This window comes from Streptomyces canus (assembly GCF_030815415.1).
GTDB classification, from domain to species: Bacteria; Actinomycetota; Actinomycetes; order Streptomycetales; family Streptomycetaceae; genus Streptomyces; species Streptomyces canus_F.
In genome coordinates this window covers 9,281,655-9,302,948 of sequence record NZ_JAUSWW010000001.1, presented here as the reverse complement: position 1 = coordinate 9,302,948, position 21,294 = coordinate 9,281,655, and the positions used below count along the sequence as shown (strand labels likewise).

The 21,294-nt window shown below is 70.6% G+C and carries 21 protein-coding genes and 2 pseudogenes; 10 read left to right on the top strand and 13 right to left on the bottom strand.

Annotated features, from left to right (window positions below; translation table 11 throughout):
- Positions 1–53: 53 nt before the first annotated feature.
- Positions 54–640, top strand: a pseudogene (locus tag QF037_RS43155) (substrate-binding domain-containing protein); the annotation flags it as partial.
- A gap of 213 nt (positions 641–853) precedes the next feature.
- Here the strand turns inward: QF037_RS43155 and QF037_RS43150 are convergent.
- The 5 genes from QF037_RS43150 to QF037_RS43130 all read right to left on the bottom strand — a co-directional run bounded on the left by QF037_RS43150 (position 854) and on the right by QF037_RS43130 (position 6,060).
- Complete coding sequence (locus QF037_RS43150) at positions 854–2,014, bottom strand: MFS transporter (RefSeq protein ID WP_307034997.1); 1,161 nt, start codon at positions 2,012–2,014, stop codon at positions 854–856.
- Between the two features lie 178 nt (positions 2,015–2,192).
- Complete coding sequence (locus QF037_RS43145) at positions 2,193–3,077, bottom strand: PfkB family carbohydrate kinase (RefSeq protein ID WP_307037665.1); 885 nt, start codon at positions 3,075–3,077, stop codon at positions 2,193–2,195.
- Between the two features lie 87 nt (positions 3,078–3,164).
- Complete coding sequence (locus QF037_RS43140; RefSeq protein ID WP_307034996.1) at positions 3,165–3,419, bottom strand: DUF3040 domain-containing protein; 255 nt, start codon at positions 3,417–3,419, stop codon at positions 3,165–3,167.
- A 105-nt stretch (positions 3,420–3,524) separates the two neighbouring features.
- Complete coding sequence (locus tag QF037_RS43135; protein WP_307034994.1) at positions 3,525–4,760, bottom strand: cation:proton antiporter; 1,236 nt, start codon at positions 4,758–4,760, stop codon at positions 3,525–3,527.
- A 238-nt stretch (positions 4,761–4,998) separates the two neighbouring features.
- A complete protein-coding gene (locus QF037_RS43130) occupies positions 4,999–6,060 on the bottom strand; it encodes an oxygenase MpaB family protein (RefSeq protein ID WP_307034992.1) in 1,062 nt (353 codons plus the stop codon).
- Between the two features lie 152 nt (positions 6,061–6,212).
- On the opposite strand from QF037_RS43130, the gene QF037_RS43125 reads away from it, so the two are divergent.
- On the top strand, positions 6,213–6,800 hold the full coding sequence (locus tag QF037_RS43125; RefSeq protein WP_307034990.1) for a TetR/AcrR family transcriptional regulator: 588 nt from the start codon (positions 6,213–6,215) through the stop codon (positions 6,798–6,800).
- Positions 6,801–6,816: 16 nt separating this feature from the next.
- On the opposite strand, the gene QF037_RS43120 is transcribed toward QF037_RS43125, so the two are convergent.
- Together QF037_RS43120 and QF037_RS43115 are read right to left on the bottom strand one after the other, a co-directional pair.
- Complete coding sequence (locus tag QF037_RS43120) at positions 6,817–7,767, bottom strand: expansin EXLX1 family cellulose-binding protein (RefSeq protein WP_307034988.1); 951 nt, start codon at positions 7,765–7,767, stop codon at positions 6,817–6,819.
- Between the two features lie 126 nt (positions 7,768–7,893).
- Entirely contained in the window at positions 7,894–8,466 is a 573-nt protein-coding gene (locus QF037_RS43115; RefSeq protein WP_307034986.1) for a GNAT family N-acetyltransferase, read from the bottom strand.
- Positions 8,467–8,490: 24 nt separating this feature from the next.
- Here QF037_RS43115 and QF037_RS43110 point away from each other — a divergent pair, with 24 nt between their 5' ends.
- The 5 genes and pseudogenes from QF037_RS43110 (at position 8,491) to QF037_RS43090 (ending at position 12,933) form a co-directional block, all read left to right on the top strand.
- Positions 8,491–8,949 (top strand): GNAT family N-acetyltransferase, encoded by a 459-nt coding sequence (locus QF037_RS43110; protein WP_307034984.1) that lies wholly within the window; start codon positions 8,491–8,493, stop codon positions 8,947–8,949.
- Positions 8,950–9,007: 58 nt separating this feature from the next.
- Entirely contained in the window at positions 9,008–9,880 is an 873-nt protein-coding gene (locus tag QF037_RS43105) for a fructosamine kinase family protein (protein ID WP_307034982.1), read from the top strand.
- Positions 9,881–9,909: 29 nt separating this feature from the next.
- A pseudogene (locus tag QF037_RS43100) lies at positions 9,910–10,760 on the top strand (SDR family oxidoreductase).
- A 10-nt stretch (positions 10,761–10,770) separates the two neighbouring features.
- Positions 10,771–11,307, top strand: coding sequence for an AAA family ATPase (locus tag QF037_RS43095; protein ID WP_307034980.1), 537 nt, complete (start codon positions 10,771–10,773; stop codon positions 11,305–11,307).
- 300 nt (positions 11,308–11,607) lie between these two features.
- On the top strand, positions 11,608–12,933 hold the full coding sequence (locus tag QF037_RS43090; RefSeq protein WP_307034978.1) for an alpha/beta fold hydrolase: 1,326 nt from the start codon (positions 11,608–11,610) through the stop codon (positions 12,931–12,933).
- 14 nt (positions 12,934–12,947) lie between these two features.
- On the opposite strand, the gene QF037_RS43085 is transcribed toward QF037_RS43090, so the two are convergent.
- Together QF037_RS43085 and QF037_RS43080 are read right to left on the bottom strand one after the other, a co-directional pair.
- Positions 12,948–13,961, bottom strand: coding sequence for a hemolysin family protein (locus tag QF037_RS43085; RefSeq protein WP_307034975.1), 1,014 nt, complete (start codon positions 13,959–13,961; stop codon positions 12,948–12,950).
- A complete protein-coding gene (locus tag QF037_RS43080) occupies positions 13,958–15,283 on the bottom strand; it encodes a hemolysin family protein (protein WP_307034973.1) in 1,326 nt (441 codons plus the stop codon). The genes QF037_RS43085 and QF037_RS43080 overlap by 4 nt, the downstream gene beginning before the upstream one ends.
- A 283-nt stretch (positions 15,284–15,566) precedes the next feature.
- On the opposite strand from QF037_RS43080, the gene QF037_RS43075 reads away from it, so the two are divergent.
- Positions 15,567–16,022, top strand: a complete 456-nt coding sequence (locus QF037_RS43075; RefSeq protein WP_307034972.1) for a tellurite resistance TerB family protein — start codon at positions 15,567–15,569, stop codon at positions 16,020–16,022.
- Between the two features lie 20 nt (positions 16,023–16,042).
- On the opposite strand, the gene QF037_RS43070 is transcribed toward QF037_RS43075, so the two are convergent.
- Both QF037_RS43070 and QF037_RS43065 read right to left on the bottom strand, forming a co-directional pair.
- Positions 16,043–16,975, bottom strand: coding sequence for a M56 family metallopeptidase (locus QF037_RS43070; protein WP_307034970.1), 933 nt, complete (start codon positions 16,973–16,975; stop codon positions 16,043–16,045).
- 6 nt (positions 16,976–16,981) lie between these two features.
- Positions 16,982–17,398 carry a BlaI/MecI/CopY family transcriptional regulator gene (locus QF037_RS43065; RefSeq protein ID WP_307034968.1) on the bottom strand — a complete coding sequence of 139 codons (417 nt, stop codon included), beginning with the start codon at positions 17,396–17,398 and terminating at the stop codon, positions 16,982–16,984.
- Positions 17,399–17,546: 148 nt separating this feature from the next.
- On the opposite strand from QF037_RS43065, the gene QF037_RS43060 reads away from it, so the two are divergent.
- Positions 17,547–17,774 (top strand): twin-arginine translocase TatA/TatE family subunit, encoded by a 228-nt coding sequence (locus QF037_RS43060; protein ID WP_307034966.1) that lies wholly within the window; start codon positions 17,547–17,549, stop codon positions 17,772–17,774.
- Here QF037_RS43060 and QF037_RS43055 read toward each other — a convergent pair.
- On the bottom strand, positions 17,769–18,746 hold the full coding sequence (locus QF037_RS43055) for an ABC transporter substrate-binding protein (RefSeq protein WP_307034964.1): 978 nt from the start codon (positions 18,744–18,746) through the stop codon (positions 17,769–17,771). The genes QF037_RS43060 and QF037_RS43055 overlap by 6 nt on opposite strands.
- 184 nt (positions 18,747–18,930) lie before the next feature.
- Between QF037_RS43055 and ppk2 the strand changes: the two genes are divergently transcribed.
- Entirely contained in the window at positions 18,931–19,734 is an 804-nt protein-coding gene (ppk2, locus tag QF037_RS43050; protein WP_307034962.1) for a polyphosphate kinase 2, read from the top strand.
- 15 nt (positions 19,735–19,749) lie between these two features.
- Here ppk2 and QF037_RS43045 read toward each other — a convergent pair whose 3' ends face one another.
- Positions 19,750–21,270, bottom strand: a complete 1,521-nt coding sequence (locus QF037_RS43045) for a carboxylesterase/lipase family protein (protein WP_307034961.1) — start codon at positions 21,268–21,270, stop codon at positions 19,750–19,752.
- Positions 21,271–21,294 lie beyond the last annotated feature (24 nt).

Sequence of the window (21,294 nt, the reverse complement as noted above, 5' to 3'; positions counted from 1 at the left end):
CTGGGGCCCGTCCGGCAAGATCCGCCGGGCGGGCCCTCGCGTGGCCACCCTCACAGGCCGCCACTCTCACCGCCACGCTTCTCGTCGGCGCCCACTTCGCGGCCGGCTGCTCCAGCAGTTCCGGTGGCAAGAAGTCCGCGGAAGGCGACACGGCCGCGGCCGCCAAGGACAACATCAAGCTCGTGTACTCCAGCGACCCCAGCGCCGGAACCCAGGCCAACCTCGTCCAGAACGCCATCGACCAGAAGGTCGACGGCATCGCCATCACCGCGGCCAAGCCCGACGCCCTCAAGGACGTCATCGCCAAGGCCAAGACGGCCGGCATCCCCGTCGTCGGCTCCAACTCCGGCGTCGACGACTGGAAAGACCTCGGCGTGCTCGAGTACTTCAGGCAGGACGAGAACATCGCCGGTCAGGCCTTCGGTGAACGCCTCGACCAACTCGGCGCCAGGCACGCCCTGTGCGTCATCCAGGAACAGTGCCAGGTCGCCCTGGAAGCCCGCTGCGCTAGGTCGTCACCCTCGGCGCGCCCATCGCGCTGACCGCGGTGCAGTCCCTGTCCGATGCCGGCAGCAAGGCCAGGATCGCCACCTTCGACCTCAACGAGGACGCCGTCAAGTCCGTCCAGGAAGGCACCGTGACCCGTACGGAACGACGTGGATCACCTGGGCCGAGCCGGTGGCCGCCGACTCGGAGGAGACCGATATGTCCGGCAGGCGTAGCCGCAGCGCAGTTGCCGGGATGGGGACCCACTGGACGCCGGTCTGGGACGTGGTGCGGACGCCGGCCGAGTTGCGTGGGCCGGAGCATGTGCGCCGCGTGGTGTGGTTCGACTGGGCTCGCGGGGAGGCGCTCAGTGTCGACGTGCCTGGTGTGCGGCGACGGCCATGACCAGTACGGCGATCAGGGTGATTCCGGCGCCGACGTAGAGCGGTGCGGTGTAGCCGAGGCCCGCGCTGATGGCCAGGCCGCCGAGCCAGGCGCCGAGGGCGTTGCCGACGTTGGACGCGGAGACGTTGGCGCTGGCGGCCAGTGCCGCGCCGTGGGCCACGTCGGTGACGCGGGTGATCATGCCGGGGACGGCGGCGAATCCGAACAGTCCCATCAGGAACACCAGGAACACCGACGCGGTGGGGCTGGCCGCGAGGAGGCCGAACACGGCCAGGGTGACGGTGAGTCCGAGCAGGGCGAGGACCAGGGCGCGGTCCCGGTCCTGGTCGGCCGCTCGGCCGCCGATCAGGTTCCCGGCGACCAGGCCGACGCCGTACACCATCAGCAGCCAGGCGACATCGGCCGAGGAGAAGCCGCCGACCTCGGTGAAGGTGTAGGCGATGTAGCTGAACGCGCCGAACATGCCGCCGTAGCCGAGTCCGGTGGCCGTCAGGGTCAGCCAGACCTGCCAGGAGCGGAAGGCGCGGAACTGGGCGCGCAGGTCCGCTGCCGGTGTCGGAGCGGGGCCTGCCTCCGTCGGCCGGGCGGGGACGAGGGCCGCGATCCCCGCCAGGGCCAGTACGCCGATCGCGGTGACCGCCCAGAAGGCCGCCCGCCAGCCCCAGCGTTCACCGACGAGCGCGCCGAACGGTACGCCCAGCACGTTCGCCAGGGTGAGCCCGGCGAACATCACCGCCACCGCGCGGGACTTGCGTTCCGGTGCCACCAGACCGCGCGCGACCAGGGAGCCGATTCCGAAGAACGAACCGTGGCACAACGCCGCCACGACCCTGCCGAGCAGCATCACCTGATAGTTCGGTGCGAGCGCGGACAGCAGGTTGCCGATGACGAACAATGCCACCAGGCCGACCAGGACCTGTTTGCGGGGCAGCCGTGTCGTGGCCGCGGTCAGCGCGATGGCACCGATCGCGACGCTCAACGCGTATCCGGAGATCAGCCAGCCCGCCGCCGCTTCCGATACGGCGAGACTCGACGCGACCTGGGGCAGCAGTCCGGCGATCAGGAACTCGGTCAGTCCGATGCCGAAGCCGCCGAGTGCCAGCGCGATGAGCCCACTTGGCATGCGTCGGCGTTCGAGGGAGCGACTGTGCAGAACGGGGCGGGGGTCGGTGGCTCTCATCTGTCCGTCGTCGCCTTGCCGGATTCGCGCATGCGTCGACCCTTGCGCGTGGCGGCTGATCCGTCCATGGACAAAGATCTACGGCACTTGGATGAAAGTGCGGCGCTGGCGCGGTGCGGCCCTACTCTCCTTGCAGCCAGGCGCGGGTTCCGAACGAGGTGCAGGCTCGCGATGCCACCGCGGCCGCGGCGCGCAGGGCCTCGGTGAAGTGCTGTGAGGTCAAGTGGCCCCGCAGTGCGAGGTGGTGGGTGAGGGCTCCGTGCAGGAAGTCTCCCGCACCGAGCGTGTCCGTCACGGGGACCGTCGGAACGTCCACCGTGCCGCCGTCGTCGGGGCCCCTCCAGACGATGGGCTCCGCTCCTTGGGTGACTGCCGACCAGCGGACCCCGTGCTCATGGAGGAAGCGCAGTGTTTCGGTGGGTGTGTTCGTGCCCGGTGGGTGGAAGTCCGCCGAGCAGACGGTCACGTCGATCGACGGCAGCAGGTTCTCCATGCCGTCCTTCCAGCTGCCTGCGTCGAGGACGGTCGGGCGGCCGACGGCTCGTGCGATGTGGGCGGCGGAGACGGCGAGTTCCATGTGGTGGCCGTCGAATTGCACGATGTCGCAGGCTGCCACGAGTGCGTCGAGGTCGTCGGGTGGGGTGACGCGGTGGCCCGTCGCGTTGGTCGAGGCGACGGCGCGTTCTCCGGTGGACGCCGTGACCATGATGGAGGAGACGGCCGGGGGCTCGGTCGAGTCGGGCGTCAGGTCCGCCACGGTGACGCCGAGTCGGTGCAGGTCGGCTGTGGCGCCGAGGCCCAGTGGATGGGAGCCGATCGCGGTGACCAGGCGAGCCGCGCCGCCCAGGTGACTGAAGGCCACGGCCGCGTTCGCCGCGGGGCCGCCCGCGGCGATGGTCTGGCGGCGAGACGTCAGCTTCTCGTTGGAAGCGGGCGCGTGGTCGACGAGTTGGATGACGTCGAGGGTGCACAGACCGATGAACAGACCCTCGGGGCGTCGGGGCATAACCGGTTCCCTCACGCGCGACTCCTGCCGACGGTGCGTGGGGTCAGTGTACGAAGGGAGAGGAGCCGTCGAGCGTTGCGTCGAGCGTCAGGTCGGCGGATCGAGCAACTGGGCGGCCAGGCCGACCCCTACCAGGCCCGTGGCGATGAGCAGCCCGTTCGCCACGATCACCCCGCCGATCAGGACGGCCGTCGTGACGGCCAGGGCCCACCAGGCCCCCGTGCGTCGGAACTCACGGGGGCGGCGCGGGCGTCCGATGCTCATCGCCCTGGCGAACAGGGGATCGTCACACGCGCAGCGTGCTTCGAGCGCGACCAGACGCTCGTCCTCGGATCGGGACATGCCTTCTCCTTCGCGCCATGCGCTGTGCGGGGCTGGGGAGAGCGGTTGGCCGGACTCACGATGAGCGTGGTCGGAGATACGTCCCGGCTCGCGCTGCCCGGCTCTCTATGCATTCTCCCTAACAGGTGGCCCCTGCAAACAAGTGTCGGCCACAGGTTGGCGGCCCGGCCCCCGTGAACCCGTGAACGCCAGGGCACGGGCCAGTAGTTCGGCGCGTCCGGCGACGACCGGGCCCAGGACCGCGAGCACCAGGACGTATCCGGCGATGAACGGGGCGAGGCGGTCGTCGAGGCCCGCGCTGGTCGCCATCGCGGCCAGGATCAGGGCGAACTCCCCGCGGGCGACAAGGGTGGTGGCGATCTCCGCGGCGCGCTCGGGGCCGTAGCCGTACAGGCGTGCCACGAGAAGCCCTGCGACGACGTTCATGACCACCGTCACCGCTGCCGCCGCGGCCACCGGTCCGGCCACGCTCGCGACGACGGCGGGGTCGATGGCCAGTCCGAAGGCGAAGAAGAAGATGGCCGCGAAGGCGTCTCGCAGGGGGTGTACGAGTCGGCGGATCCGCGCGGCGGAAGGGGTGCCGGCGAGGATGAGTCCGACCATGAAGGCGCCGATGGCGTCGGCGACGCCCAGGACCTCGGAGACCCCCGCCACCAGAACCGCCGCACCGAGGAAGCTGATCACGAGCAGTTCGTTGTCGCGTACCGCGATCAGACGTGCGACCAGCCGGGTTCCGTAACGGGCCGCGGCGGCCAGGGCCAGCAGGAAGCCGAACGCCTTGCCCGCCTGCCACAGCACGTCCCCGAGGCCCTGAGCGCCGCCGATGACCGGTTGGAGTGCCGCGAGATACAGGGCGAGGAAGATGTCCTCCACCACGATGACACCCAGGATGAGGCGTGTCTCGGGGCGGCCGAGACGCCCCAGGTCGATGAGGATCTTGGTGACGATCGCGGACGAGGAGATGCCCAGCACGCCGGCCAGCACCAGCGCCTCCCGGGCGCCCCACCCCAGGGCGAACCCGAAGCCCAGCCCCGCACCGACGTTCAGCACCAGGTAGATGCCGCCTGCCGCCAGGAGCCGCTTGCCGCCGCTCCGGAGGTCGTCGAGGTGGAACTCCAGGCCCAGGTAGAACAGCAACAGGACCAGGCCCAGTGCGGAGAGCATCTCGAAGTCATGGGCGTCCTGGACCAGGACGATGCCGGGTGTGTGCGGGCCGAGCAGGATCCCGGCCAGCATGAACAGGGGGATGGTCGGAAGTCCGATCCTGCCGCCGAGGCGGGCGAGGAGGGCGGCCGCGAGGAAGGCGCCGCCCATGGCCAAGAGGGCGTCAGCGTGTCCCACGGGTCACCTCCTTCGGCTGCGCGAGAGAACGGCGTCGCTTCATCTGACGGGGATGGATACAAGTACTCCTTGTGGTGCGTGGCTGCCGACGTCTTCAGGGCTGCGCCACGGCCGGGTGTCACCACCGGCTCGATCGGCGTCGTCTCCACGCTGACACGGTCCCCACACCCGCGACCATCGGTGTCAGCACTCATTTCGGCAGATGCCGACGCCCGTCACGTCAGCTCCTGACGGCTGATCAGGCCAGCGGGCCCAGTACGTCCTGGGACTCGATGAGCCCCTGGTCGCTGGGGGCCTTGCCGTCGCCGAAGACGCGGGCGGACTGGCGGGCCCGGAACTCGAGGTGGGCTTCGGCGGGCTTGGCGTAGCCGTAGCGAGCCCGGGCTTCCGCCGGGGTCAGCACTTCCTCCTTCCGGGGAGGGATGCCCAGCTTGATCGGGGCGACCACCGGAACCGTGGAGGGCGACAGCAGGCCCAACAGGCGCAGTTCGACCTCGGGGTTGAGGTGGGCGAGGGCGAAGGACACCTTCATGACGGGCACGATGAGGAGGTCGAGCAGGCGGGACTGCCTGATCCCCGCCATCTCACGCATCCAGCGCGGCATGGTGGCGATCGTGGCGATCCGCTGCGCCTTCGCGACGGCCAGGCTCACGGGCTTCGCCCACAGCGGCACCGGCGGCAGTACCAGCTCGGTCCGCAGCAAGTGGTTCATGGCCTGGCGCGCGATCGGGCTGGCGGACAGCCGGGGGCGCATCTGCGCGAAGTACGCCCGGATCCCGTCACGGGTGCGGGGGACGTCGTCCGGGGAGCACGTCTGGAGCTCCGCGGCGAGCGCACATGCCTCCCAGTACTCCTTCTCCTCCCGCGCGGTGAGCTTGCCGGGGCCGTACTTCTCGTACGCGTAGAGGATCGAGTGCCAGCCGGTGAGCTGGATCCACAGCTGGGAGGCCGGGTCGTTGGCGTCGTATGTCCCGCCGCCGTACGGCAGTTCGCCGATCGCCTTGGAATGGACCTTGACCAGGATGTCCGCGGCCTTGGACACCTCGCGCGAACCGGCGAAGGCGACCATGGCGAAGTACCGCAGGGTCCGGTCGTAGCGCGTGCGGGCGCGCTGGTAGATGCCCTGGGTGCCGTGCACGGCGGCCACCAGCGGCGGGTCGAGCTCCTCCACGACTGAAGCCCGCTGGAATCCCACGGTCGGCGCGGTCGGATAGCTCCAGACCTTCCACACGACCGAGCCGGGGCCGAAGAAGCCGTAGTCCTCGTGCGGTTGGACCTCGCTGCGCTTGAACCTCGCCATGGAGCCGCTCCCTGTGCGTCCGCGGCGTGGACCGCGCCTCGATTACGACACTGCTGTCGTAAATTAAGACACGGGTGTCGTAAACTGCCAAGGTGTCAGCGTCCACGAATTCACCGGACAGGCCGCGCAGGCGGCGGCCCTACGCCCCGCGCGTGCCGATCGAGGAACGCCGCGAGCAACTGCTCGACGCGGCCCTGGCCGTCATCGTCAGCGACGGCTACGACCGGGTCTCCATCGATGCCATCGCCAAGCGCGCCGGGGTCGCCCGGTCGGTGGTCTACGGCGCCTTCGAGAACCTCGACGCCCTGCTCACCGCGCTGCTCGACCGGCAGCAGGCCCGCGCCTTCGAACGGCTGCTCAGGACCGTTCCCGACGCCGACGAGCTGCGCGACCCGGCGGCGTTCGCCTCCGAAGCGGTGCGCCGGATGGCCGACATGCTCCACCAGGACCCGGACACCTGGCGGTTGATCCTGCTGCCGCCGGGCAACATGCCGGTCGTCGTCCGCGACCGTATCGAGGCGGACCGCGAGCGGTTCCGGCTGCTGGTCGAGAAGTGGCTCTCCCTCGCCCTGGCCGGCCGGAGTGATCCAGGGCTCGATGCGCAGGTCCTCGCCCACGCCCTCGTCGCCTGTGCGGAACACTTCGGCCGCGTCGCGCTCACCGAACCCGAGAAGTTCGACCTGCCACGGCTGACGGGCCAAGTGCGGGTGATCCTCGGCGCGTTGTGGCCGACGCCCTGACAGCCGTGGCTCGTCCTCAGTGCGCGGCGAACTGGACTCCGGTCGGCTGCACGGCCTCCGCACGCAGTGCGATCCCGTCGATCGTCAGCTGCTCGCCGTAGATGTCGGTGATCCTGATCGATCCGCCGCACCCGCTGCCCTGCTCGGAGAGGAAGTAGTTGTACCCGGTACGGGCCAGGCGAGTCCAGCCACTGCCCGTGCGCACCTCCAGACGGGCCAGCGGATTGCGGTGGCCGATGGCCTGGATCCCGCACCAGTAGCGGGTGGAGCCGGTCTTGTAGCGGATCGAGATCTTCTCGGACGTGGCGGGGCTGAGCAGGGTCCAGGTGACCGGGATCTGGCCGCGCGAGGGGGCGGCGAGCTTGGCGAAGGCCTGGGGGCTGAGGTCGAGTTGACCGGGTGCGCAGGGCAGCGGGCACTCGTTGGTGATCCGGACCGTCACGGAGGCACCACCGGCGCGCACGAGCACATACGCTCCGCAGGCCTGGGAGGTCTCGTAGTCGGTGTGGTTCATCGCCGCGGTCATGGTGTCGCTGGTGGGACCGTAGGAGCAGGCGCCGTCACCGCTGCCGGTGTCGTAGAAGGTGGCCACCCCTTCGTAGGTGGTCCCGGGGCGGATCCGTCCGACCTGTGATCCCACCGTGGCGGACGTCTGCCGCGGGGTGGCGGTCGAGGGCCGGGCCTTCGGGGTGCTCGCGGTCGGCGACGGAGTGCCGGAGGGCTTGGCCTTCGTGGGCGTCGCCGAGGCCTTCGGCGATGCCGAGGACGGTGTCGGCACCGGTGTCGTGGGCGCCGCGCTCGCCTTGCCGTCCACGGCGGATGCGGATGCGGTGGCCTCGTGCCCGTCGTCGGGGACGAAGGCCACGATCAGGGCGGCGACGAGCGCGACGGTCGCCACGACGATCGCGGAGAGCACCCAGGTGCCCCGCCGAGGGGGACGACGGCGGTGCGAGGAGGACGACGCCACGGATGAGGTCCTTTACGTGGTTCGGGGGCACGCGTGCTGTGTGCGAGGCCCGGTGAAGAGAGCCTCCGACCCCTCAGTGGCCGCCGGAACCGAAAAGGTTGCCGCCTGTTTCGAAGAAATACGCCGTCAGCACAGATCGAATCGCATCAGGATCCGCGGATGGCCGGCGAGCACGGAGGTCGTGTCGGCGACGTGCGCGAATCCGGCACGCTCGAAGTTCCTTCGGATACCCGCGTACGCCATCGTCAGATCGACCCGGGCGTCGCCGTTGTCCAAGGGGTACGCCTCGATCACCGGTGCGCCGTGCGAGCGGGCGAATTCGACGGCTCCGGTGATCAGGGCGTGCGAGATCCCCTGCTTGCGATGTCCGGGGCGCACGCGAACGCACCACAGCGACCACACCGGCAGGTCGTCGAGGTGGGGGATCTTCCGGTTGCGGGCGAAGGCAGTCTCCGAGCGCGGCGCCACAGCGGCCCAGCCGACGGGTTCGTCGCCGTCGTAGGCGAGCACTCCCGGAGAAGGCCGTGCGCGGCACAGCGCGGCGACATACTCCCCGCGGGCGGGGCCGCGCAGCTCGTTGTTGAGCTTGGAGGGAATCCGGTAGCTCAGGCACCAGCAGACGTTCGCGGTGGGCGACTTCGGTCCGAGCACCGCACGGACGTCCTCGAAGACCGAAGCCGGGCGTACCTCGATGGGCATGCGATTTACCCTAGCGTGGTGATCATGGCGCACTGGGAACTACGGCCGGCGTCGACGGCCGACATCGAGGCGATCGTCGAACTGCGTGCCGTGGTGATGCGGCCGGACCTGGTGCGGCTCGGGCGGTTCGACGAGCAGCGGGTACGGCAGCGGCTGCGGGACAGCTTCGTCCCCGAGTACGCCTGGGTCATCGAGGTGGGCGGTGCGTTCGCCGGTTGCGTGGCGCTGCGGCCCGCCGAGGACGCCCGCCGGCTGGAACACTTCTTCGTGGCGCCGCACCTTCAGGGGGGCGGGGTCGGCTCGGGCGTTCTGCGGGAGTTGCTGGAGCGGTGTGACCGCGACGGTCTGCTGGTCCGGTTGAACGTGCTCCAGGGCAGCGCGGCCCGACGGCTGTACGAGCGGCACGGGTTCACCACCGAGTCGGAGGACCCGATCGACGTGTTCATGGTGCGCAAGCCGGCATACGGCCTGGGCGACGGTTGATCCCGCCAGGGTCGGCACGGCGGACGGAGGCCAGGATGACCGGACCGGCGGAGGCATGATGCGCGAGGAGGGTGAAGGGCCCGGGGCTGTGGCCGCACGGCTGACCGGGCGGGCGGTGGTGTCACAGCGGCGGTTGACCGGTGAGGTCACCGAAGTCGCGCTGGACGGTGGGCCGGTGATCGTCAAGGAGGCCGGGAGCGCGAGGGCGGCACGAGCCGAGGCCGCCGGGCTGGGGTGGCTGGCCGATGCGAGGGCGGTGCGGGTGCCGGTCGTGCACGGCCTTGACCAGCGGTGGTTGGTGACCGGTTGTGTTCCGGAGGGGCCGCCGAGCGCTGCGGCCGCGGTGCGGTTCGGTCGTGAACTCGCCGGGCTGCATGCCGCTGGTGCGCCGGCGTTCGGAGCGCCTCCGCCCGACGGTGCCGCCGAGGCGTACATCGGGCTCGCCCCGATGCGGAATGTGCCGGGGAGCGACTGGCCCCGCTGGTACGCCGAACACCGGGTGCTGCCCTATCTGCGTCAGGCTGTCGACCGTGGCATCGTGCTGCGCGACGAGACGGTCGTGGTGGAGCGGGTCTGCGAGCGCCTGGCCGACCTCGCCGGGCCGAGTGAGGTACCGGCGCGGCTGCACGGGGATCTGTGGAGCGGCAATGTGCTGTGGGGCGCCGACGGCCATGTGTGGTTGATCGATCCGGCGGCACACGGCGGGCATCGCGAAACCGACCTCGCCATGCTCCAGCTCTTCGGCTGCCCCCATCTCACGGAGGTGCTGGACGGCTACCAGGACACCACGCCCCTCGCCGCCGGCTGGCGGCAGCGCGTCGGCCTGCACCAGCTCTTCCCGCTCCTGGTCCACGCCGTACTCTTCGGCCGCCCCTACGCCGAACAGGCCCTCGGCACGGCACGGCGGCTCCTGGCCGAAGCCGGCCACTGAGCTGTCGGTGTGCCTTACGGTGGGGCGCCATGAGAGTGCTGATCATCGGCGGGAGCGGGTTTCTGGGAACGGAGCTCGTGCGTCGGGCGACGGCCTCGGGCTGGGAGACGGCGGCGACGTACCATTCCCGCCCCGCAAGCACCCCCGGAGTCACGTGGCACCACGTCGACCTTCGTGGCCCCGGCGGATCGACGAGGTTCTGGCCTCGGTCGCCCCCGACGCCGTCATCAACGCGACGAGTGGACAGGACGACTGGGCGGTCACGGCCGACGGCTCGATCCGCCTGGCGATGGCCGCCGCGCGTCGCGACTGCCATCTGGTGCACGTCTCCAGCGACGCGGTGTTCTCCGGGTCCCGGATTCACTACGGCGAGAGCTGCCTGCCCGATCCGGTCACCCCGTACGGCGCGGCCAAAGCCGCCGCCGAGAGCGCGGTGCGGCTCCTGGCGCCGGCCGCCGCGGTCGCTCGCACCTCGTTGATCATCGGGAACGGCGGATCCGCGCACGAACGCATGGTGCACAACCTGGCGACGGGCACCGACGACGGCGTCCTGTTCACCGACACCATCCGCTGCCCGGTGCACGTCGAGGATCTCGCCTGCGCTCTCCTCGAACTCGCGGCGTCCGACCGGCCCGGAATGTTCCACCTCGCGGGACCGGACGCCCTCAGCCGCCACGACCTCGGTGTCCTCATCGCCCGCCGCGACGGCCTCGACCCGACCCGGCTGCCCGCCGGACGCCGAGCCGACAGCCGCGTACCCGGCGCCCTCGACGTCCGCCTCGACAGCGCTGCCACACAGGGGCGCATCGCCACGCGCCTGCGCGGCGCCCGCGAGTTCCTTCACGCGGGGCGCGGCCGGCATTCCGGCGACCGAGGGTAGGGTCCCCCGGGTGACGACGGTCCCCTCACCCACCAGGCTGATCGTGCTGCGCGGAAACAGTGCGAGCGGCAAGAGTTCGGTGGCCGCCGGGCTGCGCGAGCGTTACGGCAGGGGCATCGCCCTGGTCAGTCAGGACACCCTGCGCCGCGATGTGCTGCGCGAGCGTGACGTCCCCGGCGCCGCGAACATCGGCCTGATCGACCTGACCGTGCGGCACGCCCTGGAACACGGCTTTCACACAGTGCTGGAAGGCATCCTGTACGTCGCCCACTACGGCGACATGCTCGCCGGCCTGCTCGCCGACTACGCTGACCGCGCCCACTGCTACTACCTGGACGTCCCCTTCGAGGAGACCCTGTCCAGGCACGCCACCAAGCCCATCGCCGACACCGTCGGCAAGGACGAACTCCGTTCGTGGTACCGGCCGTTGGACCTGCTGCCCGGCGGTGTCGAGACGGTGATCCCGGCGAGCAGCACGCTGGACGCGACGGTCGGGCAGGTGATGAGCGCCCTCGGCGTCAGGCGTGCGCCTCCGACGCCGCAGTGAGGCCGCGAAGTGCCCCGGGCCGGCGCCCCGAGCAACCGCTGCGCCGGGTCAGCCGGCCGTCCCGCAACCTCAGCGGAACCTCCGCGCCGTGACACCGTGTAGCCGCCACGGTGCACAATTAGACATCCTGTCAAATTACCGAACCGTAACCTGCATAGTGCTACCACGAGTAACTTACTCGTAGGTAAGGTCCTGGCGAACCACTTCAGTGCGGCATGGACCGGCCCGTGGGACGGCCGCGTTCCCGTGCCGGTTTCACCTGTGCACCTCTCTGCCAGCCGCTTCCACAGGAGGTTCGCCATGCCCGCACGCAGACGGCTCATGGCCGCAGCAGTCACCGCTGCCGCCTGCCTCGGCGCCCAGTCCCTCTCGGTCACCGCCGCCATGGCAGCGGACGAGGTCGTCTCCCGAGGCGTCACCATCCCGGCGTTCTACAACCCGCCCGCCACCCTGCCCGCCGCCAACGGCACCCTCATCCGCACCGAGCCACTGCCACTGGCCCTCAGCCTGCCCGGCCTTGACGGACCGCTCCCCGGCACCGCGACCCGCCTGATGTACAAGTCCACCGACTCGAACGGCCGACCGGTGGCCGTCACCGGCGCCTACATCGAACCCGCCGCGGCTTGGCCAGGCGACGGACCACGCCCCCTGGTCGCGGTGGCACCCGGCACGATGGGACAGGGCGACCAGTGCGCAGCGTCCATGGGCCTGGAGCACCCGCTGAACCTCAACGGCCAGACGGTGTCCGTCGGTTACGAGGATCTGGCGATCTACCGCCTCCTCGCGAAGGGCATCGCCGTGGTCGTCACCGACTACGCCGGCCTCGGCGCGACCGACCGGCTGCACACCTACGTCAACCGGGTCGACGAGGGGCACGCGGTGCTGGACGCCGTCCGCGCCGCCCGCTCGGTCGGCGGGGCCTCCATCACCTCCGCCTCCCGAGTGGGGCTGTTCGGATACAGCCAGGGTGGCGGAGCGACCGCCTCGGCGGCCGAACTCCAGTCCTCCTACGCCCCCGACGTCACGCTCGCCGGGACCTACGCGGGCGCACCGCCCGCCGATCTGGCCTCGGTCACCAAGGCCATCGACGGCAGCGAACTCGCCGGCGCGCTGGGCTGGTCGCTCAACGGCTTCCTCCAGTCCGACCCGTCCCTGAAGCCCATCGCCGAGGCGCATCTCAACGCGGCGGGCAAGGCAGCCCTCACCGACCTGTCGACCATGTGCGTCGGGGACGCCCTCTTCGGCTATGGCTACGCGAAGAGCACCAAGTGGACGACCGACAGCCGGTCCATCAGCGACATCATCGCGGCGACGCCCGCACTGCAGGCGTTCCTGGACAGCCAGCGCATCGGGACGCTCAAACCGTCCGGCCCCGTGCGTCTGGCGACGGGCGTCAGCGACAACCTCGTCCCGCACCGGCAGGCGCGCCAACTCGCCCTCGACTGGTGCAAGAAGGGCGCCGACGTCACGTACAAGGGCGTCGTCCTGCCCGATGTCGGCAGCGCGCTGCTCAACCACTTCGCCCCACTGCTCACCGACCAGGGCGACGCCATCGCCTGGCTGACGGACCGGCTGTCGGGCAAGAAGGCCGCCTCCAACTGCTGGAGCATGCCCGCACAGCTCTGACCGGCCGGCAGAACTCAGGCCGGCTGCAGATAGCGGGCCAGCAGGTCGTCCAGCGTCACCATGCCCGTGAGGCTGCCCGTCTCGTCCCGGACGACCGCCAGGGAGGCACGGTTGCGGCGCAGGAGCTCGATCGCGTCCGCGACCGTGGTCTCCTGCGTCACCTCCGGTACCGGTCGGGCCAGGGCGCGGGCGGTGGCGGTCCTGGATCGGGCCCGGGCCACCAGGGCGTCGCGGGCATGGACGGAGCCGAGGACGCTGCCCGCGTCCCGCACCAGCAGGCGCGTGCGGTCATGGGCGGTGGCCAGGCGCAGGATGTCGTCGATGCCCGCGTCACCGTCGACCGAGGTGATCTCCCCGGCCGGGATCTGGAGTTCTCCGACGGGCGTCTCGGGCTCGACGAGCGAGCGGGTGAGCAGCTCCGAGTCGCTCTCGCTGATCAGGCCGAGGCGTTCGGACTCCTCGACCAGGTGGGTGAGTTGTTCGCGATTGTGGACCGAGGCGAGTTCGTCGCGCGGGGTGACCCGGCACAGCCGTACGAGCGCGTTGCTCATCCGGTTGAGCACCGCGATCAGCGGGCGGACCGCCTTCACCACGGCGCGGAAGGGCGGGGCGAGGAGCATCGCGGAGCGTTCGGGATGGGCGATGGCCCAGGACTTGGGGGCCATCTCGCCGAGCACCATGTGCAGGAACACCACGACGACCATGGCGAAGACGAACGCGATGCCGTAGCTGAGGGCAGTGGGCAGGCCCAGGTCGTGCAGGAGCGGGTCGAGTTCGTGGGAGATGGCGGGCTTGGAGACCGAACCGAGGCCCAGGGTGCAGACGGTGATGCCGAGTTGGGCGCCGGCCAGCATCAGCGACAGTTCGCGCATGCCGGCCAGGGCCGCCTTGGCGCCGCGCTGTCCCTGCGCGACGGCCTTCTCCATGCGGTGCCGTTTGGCGGCGACCAGGGCGAACTCGGCGGCGACGAAGAATCCGCTGCCGATCAGCAGCAGCACGGTGACGAAGAGCGCCATCGGGAAGCTCATGACCGCTCCTCCTCGACCTTCTGGATCCGGGCTCGGTCCGGCACGTGCCGGTCGAGCGTGCGTACGTCGATCAACGCGCTTCCTCCGTCGAGGAGTTCGACGGTGAGGCGGTCGCCGATGGCCGGGAAGCGGCCCAGGCGGTCCACGATCAGGCCTGCCACGGTGTCGTAGTCGTCCTCCTCGGGCAGTTCGATGCCCGTGGCGTCGGCGATCTCGTCGAGGCGGCGGCCGGCGTCCACCAGCCAGCCGTCGCCGTCGGGGACGGCGACCTCGATGACGGTGTCGGTCTCGTCGGCGATGTCTCCGACCAGTTCCTCCGCGATGTCCTCGTAGGTGACGATGCCGGCGAGACCGCCGTGCTCGTCCAGGACGACCGCGAACTCGTCGTCCCGCTCGCGCATCTGCTCGACGGCGTCCGGCAGCGGGAGGGTGTCGGGCAGCAGCAGCGGGCGGCGGGCCACCGCGCCCGCGGTGGTGGCCAGGGCCGCGGCGGGCAGGCGCATCAGCTCGCGTACGCCGACGACACCGGGGACGTCGTCGGGGTGGTCGCCGAGGACGGGGTAGGTGGAGTGGCCGTGCTTGGCGATCAGGTCGACAGCCTCGGCCGCGGTGGCGTCCTTGCGGACGAAGACGGCGTCCACGCGCGGGACCATCACCTCGTCGAGGGTGCGCTCGGAGAACTCCAGGGCGTGGTCGATGAGTTCGGCGGTCTCCTTGGGCAGTTCACCCTGTTCGTGGGACTCGCCGATGAGGTGGCCGAGTTCCTCCAGGGTGGCACCGTGGTGGAGTTCCTCGACGGGCTCGATGCCGGCCTTGCGCAGCAGCCGGTTGGCGGCGCCGTCGAAGATCCGCACGAGCGGGCCGACGACCTTGAGGTACGCCAGTGTGGAGGAGGCCAGGGACTTGGCCAGGCGCTCCGGGACGGCGATGGCGAGGTTCTTGGGGGCGAGCTCGCCCAGCACCATCTGGACAACGGTGGCCAGGACAAAGGCGAGGACGACGGAGATGCCCCCCACGGCGCCCTCGGGGATGCCGATTCCGGTCAGCGCGGGCTCGAGCAGCGCGGAGACGGACGGCTCGGCGATGAAGCCGACGACCAGGCCGGTGACGGTGATGCCGAGCTGGGCGCCGGACAGCATGAACGACAGCCGCTCCAGGACCGTCAGGGCGCGGGCGGCCTGCCGGTCGCCCGCCTCGGCCTCACGGGCGAGGGCGAGCCGGTCCGCGGAGACGTAGGCGAACTCCTGGGCCACGAAGTAGCCGGTGCCGGCGGTGAGGACGAAGACGGCCAGCAGACCGAGCAGGGCGTTCACGACACTCATCGGCGCGTCGATCGAGAGTGGGCGCCCCGTCGCGTGCCGTGCCCAGGAAGGACCTGGCGGGGTGGTCGGGGACGGCGCCCCGGGGAGTCCGTCATGGTGGCGGACACGTCTTGCTCCTTTGAGTCGGTGTGCGGTGCGTGAACGAACGCGGCAGGAGGGGAGTTCCTTCCGGATCGGTGGAACTTATCGGTCCGGCCGCGAGTTTCTACGTTGCTGTAGATATTAAGGGGTGCCGGATCGCCGTCGGAGCGGGCCGGGCCCCGACCGACCGTTTGGAGCAGTCATGGCCCTGTGGGACCGGTTCAAGGAGTCCGCGTCGACGATGCAGATGCAGCTCGTGGCGAAGAAGAACGACCTCAAGAGCGGCGCCTTCCGCGACGCGAGCATGGCCATGTGCGCGCTGGTCGCCGCTGCGGACGGCAGTGTCGATCCCTCCGAGCGGCAGCGGGTGGCCCAGCTGATCGCCACCAACGAGGTGCTGCAGAACTTCGACGCCATGGACCTCCAGCGCCGCTTCGACGACAACATCAACAAGCTGACCACGGACTTCGCCTTCGGCAAGGTGAGCGTGCTCCAGGAGATCGGCAAGGCGAAGAAGAAGCCGGCCGAGGCGCGTGCCGTGGTGCAGATCGGCATCGTCATCGGCGGGGCCGACGGTGACTTCGACAAGAGCGAGCAGGCCGTCGTACGTGAGGCGTGTTTCGCACTCGACCTGCCGCCGCACGAGTTCGACCTCTGAAGGACGGCGCGGCGGCGCCGTCACAAGGGCGTCGCCGCGCGCAGGATGACGATCATCGTCACCGCGGAGTTGGCGGACGACAGCGCGGAGAGCGCCGTACCCGCGGCGGCCGCCCAGGCCGCCATCCCGACCGCGGTGAACATCGAGGGCCAGCCGCGACCGCCGGGAGCGGGCGCCAACAGGGCCGCCACCCGCCGGGGCACCGGTCCGGGCAGGGCGAAGCCCGCGAGTGCCGGCACGGGAGTGCGGCGGGAGACGAGCGCCGCCCTGGCGATCGCGCGTGCCACGGTGTGGCGGTCGCCGACGACCCGGGCCGCCTCCTCGTCCGCCCAGCGCTCCGTCGTGTAGACGACCGCCGTACGCAGCGGACGCAGAAAGGGGTTGGCGCACGCCGCCAGCTGGGCGACGAGCAGGAACCGGTGGTGCCGGGCGGCCAGATGCACGCGCTCATGGGCGAACAGGGCGCGCCGCTCGGCGGGCCTGAGAGCGGACAGCAGGGCCGTGGTCACCACGATGCGGCCACGGGTCCCGCCGGGCAGGGCGTACGCGTACGGCTCGCCGTCGGGCAGGATCGCGACCTCCGTGGCGGGCAGTCCGGCCAGCGCCCGGTGGGCGCGCCGTCGTACCTGCGCGTGCCGCCACAGCGCCCGTCCGCACAGCACGGCGACGGCCAGCAGGGCCGGGATGGCGGCCTTGCCGGCCACCTCGTCGTAGGGGACGGCCTCGCGCACCTCGGGGTCGGACCAGCCGTCGGGCAGGGGGTTGCCCGGCAGCTGCGCCGTGCCGACCACCATCAGCAGCCCCAGACAGACCGTGCTGCACAGCGCCATCACTCCGGCCACGCCCGTCAGCAGGCGGGTGGCGATACGTGGATGCAGACGCTGTTCGGCGAGTCTCGCGATCGGCCAGGCCGTCAAGGGCAGCACCAGCGGAAGGAAGACGAACACCCCCATGAGAAGTCAGTGGTCCCTTTCGCCCTCGGCCGCTTCGCCCACGTCGCCTTCGCCCTCCGCCTGTCCCAGCAGGTCGCGCAGCAGCTTCTCGTCATCCGGATCGAGCGAGGTGACGAAGCTGGCGAGGACCGCCTCGCGGTCGCTCTCGCCGTCCAGGAGCTTGCGCATCTTGTGGGCCGCCAGCCCGGCCTGGTCCGACACCGGGGTCCAGACGAAGGACCGGCCCGAGCGCTCCCGGGTCACCGCGGCCTTGGCCAGCAGCCGGGTCAGGATCGTGATCACCGTCGTATAGGCGAGGCCCGCGCCGAGCCGCTCCTGCACCCAGCCCGCCGTCGCCGGACCGTCGGCCTCGCGCAGGGCCGACAGAACCTGCGCCTCCAGCTCGCCCTGCCCCCGTCGCCGGGGCTTTCGGTGATCCGTCACGTCCTGTCTCCCTTCCGCTGCCACGCACGTCACAGGCGGTCCATGGTAAGGACACCGGCAGCTCCGCACGGTCGGGCAGGGGTACGCTGCCCGCCTGGCCGAGATCGCCTCCGACTTCGGCGTCCCCGTCTGATCCGGAGGGATCCCCATGTTCGGACTGAGCGAGCTCGCCATCCTTCTCATCGTCGTCATCGCCGTCCTGGCGGCGAAGAAGCTCCCCGAACTGACCCGCTCGGCGGGCAAGTCGGCGCGCATTCTCAAGGCGGAGAAAGACGCCATGGACGACGGCCCGGCCGAGGGACGGGCGAACCCCGAGGTGATTCAGGGCGAGGTCGTCACGCCTCGCCCCCAGGACGACGACACGGCCCGGTCATGAGAACAGGGCGTTCAGGTCCGGCTTCTTGTCGCCGAACAGGCCGTCCTTCTCGCTGAGTGCGGCCAGCTTCTCCAGGGAGGCCATGTCGACGTCGGCCGGCCAGCTGGGGAGGATGAGGTTCTTCAGGACATCGCCGCTGATCTTGGTGTAGGTCGTGAGGGTCTGGCGGGCCTCGTCCGGGTGGGCGGAGGCGTACTCGAGCGACTCCGTCATGGCTTCGGTGAACTTCTTCACCAGGTCCGGGTTCTGCTGCGCGAACTGTGCCGAGGTGAAGTACGTCGCCACGGTGAGCTTGGGGTCCGTCTCGGCGAACGGTGAGGCCACGACGCGGGCGCCCTGCGCCTTGGCGACCGTCTGCGCGGGCTCGCCCATCCAGGCGGCGTCCACCCGGCCGTCGTCCACGGCGGCGGGCATCTGGTCGAACGGGATCTCGACGAACTTGACCTCGGAGGGGTCGCCGCCGGCCTTGCGCACCGACTCGCGCACAGTGGTGTCGCCGATGTTCTGCAAGGTGTTCACGGCCACCGTCCGTCCGGCGAGGTCCTTGGCCGTCTTGACGGGGCTGTCCTTCTTCACCATCACGGCGGTGACGTCGCCGCCGACCTTGCCGTTGGAGGCCGCCCCGTTGACCACGGACTTGACCGGAACTCCCTTGACCTGGGCGACCATCAGCGAGGTCGTGTTGCTGAACCCGAACTTGAACTGCCCGCTCACCACACCGGGCACGATCGCTGCGCCGCCCTGGGCGGGGACCATCTCCAGCTTGATGCCACGGCTGCTGAAGAAGCCCTTCTCCTGCCCCAGATAGAGCGGGGCGACGTCGACGATCGGAATGATGCCGACCTTGACCGTCGTGGTCTTGCCGCCTCCCGAGGATGACGAGTCACCGGCGTCCGAGTCCGAGGATCCGCATCCGGCCACGGCGACGAAGGTGATCAGCGCTGCGCCGAACCCGAGTATGCGCCTTCGCATGGGCTCCTCCTGGGGGAAGGGGTGGGGGAAGAGACCACGGCTGCCCTGGTGCGGCTCGACAGCCCGGCTTGTTTGTGCATTTTCGCGACGGCCGCAATCTACACGCCACACTTCACACTGTCAGTACTCCGGACAAGGCTCCGTCCACGATGCGCGGTCACCGCCCGGACAGTACGGTGCAGGCATGGTCGGCAAGAAGGCGGAGAAACTGCCGCGCAAGGTGTACGAGAAGGAACTGCTGCGCCTGCAGACGGAGTTGGTGAAGCTCCAGGAGTGGGTGCGGGCCACGGGGACCCGGCTGGTCGTCGTCTTCGAGGGGCGGGACGCGGCGGGCAAGGGCGGCACCATCAAACGGGTCTCCGAGCATCTCAACCCGCGTGTGGCACGGATCGCGGCACTGCCCAAGCCGACCGAGCGCGAGCGCAGTCAGTGGTACTTCCAGCGCTACGTCGAGCATCTACCGGCCGCCGGCGAGATCGTGCTGTTCGACCGGTCCTGGTACAACCGGGCCGGGGTCGAGCACGTGATGGGCTTCTGCACCAAGGAGGAGCACCAGCTCTTCCTGCGCCAGTGCCCCGTCTTCGAGCGGATGCTCGTGGAGGACGGGATCCTGCTGCGCAAGTACTGGTTCTCGGTGAGCGACACCGAGCAGCAGGAACGCTTCCGGCGCCGGCTGGAGGATCCGCTGCGGCGCTGGAAGCTGTCGCCGATGGACCTGGAGTCGATCACCCACTGGGAGGCGTACTCGCGGGCCAAGGACGAGATGATGGTGCACACCGACATCACGGATTCCCCGTGGTACGTGGTGGAGAGCGACGACAAGCGCCGTGCCCGGCTCAACACGATCGCCCATCTGCTGAGCTCGATGCCGTACCACGAGGTGCCACCACCGGTCCTGGAGCTGCCCGACCGCCCGGAGTCGACCGGCTATCAGCGCACACCGCGCGATCTGCAGACCTACGTCCCCGATCACGCGGCACGCCTGTGACACACGCCGGGCGGGCTACACCGTCGTCAGGGGCAGCGCGGTGAAGGTGTGCCGCTCCCACAGCCGGCGTGAGATCTCCTCCGGGTAGGCGGTGACCGTGGGTTCGGTGTCGAGGAGCCGGACGAGGCGGCGCTCGGGATCGTAGGCGGGCCAGCCCGGGTCGCCCGTCGTGGCGAACGCGGTCCAGGAGGAGCGGATGTGGGCGGAGAGGGTCTCGGTCTCGGGCGAGGGGGTGGGTCCGATCAGCATAGTGCCCAGCCCGTTGCCGTCGAACACCCCGAAGGTCAGGGGTACGTCCAGCCCGTGGCAGGCGCCGAGTGCGCCGCCGTTCGCGGGGGCGGACCAGGTGAGGTCGTAGACGTGCGCCCGGCCGCCGCCGGCCACGTGCGCCTGGGCCAGACGCAGTGAGGGCATGCGGAACAGCCAGTCGGACTGCACGAGTTCGAACAGGTACTCCGTGGAGGCGTCGGGGAAGGCCGCCCGGTAGGCCTGCTCGGCGTCCGGCGTCGGGCCGAACAGGCTCAGGGCCAGTGCGGCCAGTCCGTCGTCCACCCGGCCGAGCAGCCCGCCGAGCAGGAGGAAGAGGCGGTACTCGTCCCTGTTGTGTCCGGTGATCAGCTCCACGTCACGGGCAGCGCCGTCCGCGAGGGCCTCCCAGGGTGCGGTGGGCAGGACCTCGCCGTCGACGACGGGCGAGAAGGGGGTGGGAGTGAGGGCGACGGCGCCCCAGCGAGGCACGTGTTCACGCATACGGCCGCTCAGCGCGGCCCCCGCCTCGGGCAGCTTGCGCGGGTCCACCCCGGCGAGGTCGGCCACGGTGGGCCGCAGCCCGATCCCGGCGGCCAGAGTCTCCGCGATGTCGGCGGCGAGCGCGTCCGAGAAGTACGTGCCCGGCACGCTCTGCGCGATGGCCCGCCGGAACAGCCCGCGCGCCCCCGGCATCGCCATCAGCGCGGCGATGGACCCCGCACCCGCCGACTCACCGAAGACGGTGACCTGCTCCGGATCGCCTCCGAAGGCGGCGATGTTCTCGCGCACCCACTCCAGCGCCGCCACCTGGTCGAGCAGACCGCGGTTCGCGGGAGCGCCCTCGATCCTCAGGAAGCCCTCGATGCCGACCCGGTAGTTCAGGGTGACCACGACGATCCCACCCTCGCGCGAGAGCCGGCCGCCGTCGTACGCGGGGTCGTCGGAGGAGCCGAACTTGTAGGCGCCGCCGTAGATCCACACCATCACCGGGCGGCGTGCCACCGGGTCCGCGTCCGGGGTCCAGACGTTCACGGTGAGCCAGTCGTCACCGGCCGGAAGGGTCCCGGGAGCCTCGGGGCCGAACGGTTCCTGCGGCGGAGGCGGACCGAACGCGAAGGCCTCCCGTACGCCGTCCCAGCGCTCCACCCGCCGCGGAGCCGCGAAGCGGGCCTCGCCCACGGGAGGCCGCGCGTACGGGATTCCGCGGAACACCGTCAGGGCACCCTCCCGACGACCGCGTACCGCGCCCGCCGCCGTAGCGGCCTCCGGATACTCGCTTGTGCTCATCGACGACTCCTCACCGGATCCATG